The organism is Streptomyces sp. C (genome assembly GCF_000158895.1).
In the GTDB taxonomy this organism is placed as follows: Bacteria; Actinomycetota; Actinomycetes; order Streptomycetales; family Streptomycetaceae; genus Streptomyces; species Streptomyces racemochromogenes.
In genome coordinates this window covers 101019-103155 of the sequence record NZ_GG657752.1, presented here as the reverse complement: position 1 = coordinate 103155, position 2137 = coordinate 101019, and the positions used below count along the sequence as shown (strand labels likewise).

The 2137-nt window shown below is 73.6% G+C and carries 3 protein-coding genes; all 3 read right to left on the bottom strand.

All coding sequences use genetic code 11. The features are described from left to right. Nucleotides 1-183, bottom strand: a 183-nt coding sequence (locus SSNG_RS43165; protein ID WP_206731438.1) for a hypothetical protein, incomplete at its 3' end; no start/stop codon positions are given. Next, nucleotides 171-1499, bottom strand: coding sequence for a SidA/IucD/PvdA family monooxygenase (locus tag SSNG_RS36695; protein ID WP_007269056.1), 1329 nt, complete (start codon nt 1497-1499; stop codon nt 171-173). The genes SSNG_RS43165 and SSNG_RS36695, both read right to left, overlap by 13 nt. 127 nt (nt 1500-1626) lie before the next feature. Beyond that, a partial coding sequence (locus SSNG_RS36690) for a saccharopine dehydrogenase C-terminal domain-containing protein (protein WP_007269055.1) occupies nt 1627-2137 on the bottom strand: 511 nt, incomplete at its 5' end.

The following is a 2137-nucleotide window of genomic DNA, read 5'->3' as shown; positions in this document are numbered from 1 at the left end:
GGGGTCGGTGGGGTCGGGGGCCGGGGCGGCGGGTGGGCGGGTGGTGGCGGCTCCGGGCGCCGGAGCGGCCGCGGGGGGGGCGGGCCGGGGGGCGGTCGGGGCGGGGGCCGGGGGGCTTGCCGCGGGGTCCGTGGCGAGGGTGCGGCAGGCGCGGGTGCGGTCCGTGTCCATCAGGCGGTCCACCGTTCCTCCTGGGGGGCCTTCGAGGACCATTCGATGAAGGAGGCGAGCTGTTCGTCGCCGCGCACCCCGCACAGCCGGTCGGCGATGCGCCGGCTGCGCCAGGCGTTGAGGCTGAGGTTGGGGTCGGCGAGGCCGCGCTGGCCGCGGACCCCGTTCTGTACGAAGATCCGGCGGTCGGCGGGCCCGTCCCAGCGGACGGCGTAGTCCTCGTCCACGCGCAGTTCCTCGCCCTCGTGCTCCAGGCGGCCGGCGAGGGGGGCGAGGAAGTCCATGGCGGCGGGCCGGTAGCCGGTGGCCCAGACGATGACGTCGGCCTCGAACTTCTCCACGGACTCGGGTTCGCCGGTGTGGCGGGCGCAGACCTCCCAGCCGCCGAAGGGGCCGGGGCGGACGTCGAAGACCTCGCGGCCGGGGTGCAGGGCGACGAGGTCCTCGTTGCCCTCGACGAAGCGGTGGACGTAGATGGTCTGGTAGATCTCGCGCAGGGTGGACTCGGAGATCCCGTCGCTGGTCAGGACGTTGCGGGAGTTCAGCGACTGGCGGCGCTCGCGGGGCAGTCCGTAGAAGTAGTCGGCGTGGCTGGGCATGTAGTAGTCGTTGGTGAAGGGCGAGTCGTCGATGGGGAAGTAGTTCTGCCGCCGGGAGATCCACGAGACGCGGCGGGGCAGGTCCCAGCCGCCCCGGGAGATCAGGTCGAGGAAGGCCTCGGCGCCGGACTGGCCGCCGCCGATGACCACGACCCGCTTGCCGCCGACGTCGCGCGCGGCGTGGACGTAGTCGGCCACGTGGAACTGGGTGGGGCCGAGCAGGTGTTCGCCCTGCGGGGGGACCCAGGGGCGGCTGCCGACGCCGGCCACCACGTTGTCGGCGGTGAGGGTGCGCCGGTCGGTGCGGACGGTGAAGACGCCGAGTCCGTCGTCGAAGTCGACCTCGCGGACGCCCTCGCCGAAGACGACGTTCTCGTTGCGGCGGCTGGCCCAGGCGAGGTAGTTGCGGAACTCCAGCCGGGGCACGTCGTCGAACTGGGCGTTGAGGAAGTGGTAGACGCGTCCCTTGGCGTGCAGGTACGACAGGAACGAGAAGGGGTTGGCGGGGTCGGCGAGGCTGACCAGGTCCTTGAACTGGGAGACCTGGAGGGTGCTGCCGGGGATCTGCTGGCCGTCGTGCCAGCCGAAGGACTCCTTGCGGTCGAGGAAGAGATTGGGTACGTCCGGCCTGCCGTGCAGCAGGGACGCCAGGCTGAGGTTGGCCGGGCCCACGCCGACTCCCACGCAGCGGAAGTGCGTGATGCCCGGCCGGAAGCTCTCGTGCCCCATTGTCGGAACCTCTCGTTCGATTCGGTGTGTGAGGTGAGGGGGAGGGGTGGGTGGGGTGGGAGCGCTGGGCCGTGTCGGCCGTGCGCGCGCGGGTGCGGTGCCGTGCGGTGAGGTGCGGGTACGGCGGTCAGGCGGGTATGCGTGCGGCGGTGGAGGCGGTTTCGGTGTGGGTCCCGGCCAGGCCGTGGGCGCCGAGGAAGGCCAGCCAGCGGGCGGCCTCGCGGGGGGACTCGGCGGCGCGGTTGAGGCCTGCGGGGAGGGCGCCGGCCAGGATCCGGGTGACGCCGTAGGCGACGGGGAGGGAGACGCAGCGGGCCATCGCGGATTCGGCGCGGTCGCCGGTGAGGTCGAGCAGCCGCGAGCCGCGCCAGTTCGCGCCCGACCTGGTGCGCAGTTCCAGGGAGACGGAGAGCACGACGCGGTCGCGGTCGGCGGGGGTGGTGGGGTGGCGGGCGGCCAGTTCGGCGGCGAGGGCGCGGACGGCCGCGGCGTCCCCGGCGGCGACGGTGTCGAAGACCTGCCTCCAGGCGGCGCGCCAGCCGGAGTTGCGCAGGGTGCCGCGGACGAAGGTGTCGAGGTGCCAGTAGTACGGGATGCCGTACTGGGCGACGAAGGGGGGGCTGTCGCGGTTGGGGTAG

Excerpts from the sequence above, each read along its gene's own strand:
- SSNG_RS36695 (WP_007269056.1), bottom strand. The coding sequence starts at position 1,499 with ATGGGGCACGAGAGCTTCCGGCCGGGCATCACGCACTTCCGCTGCGTG.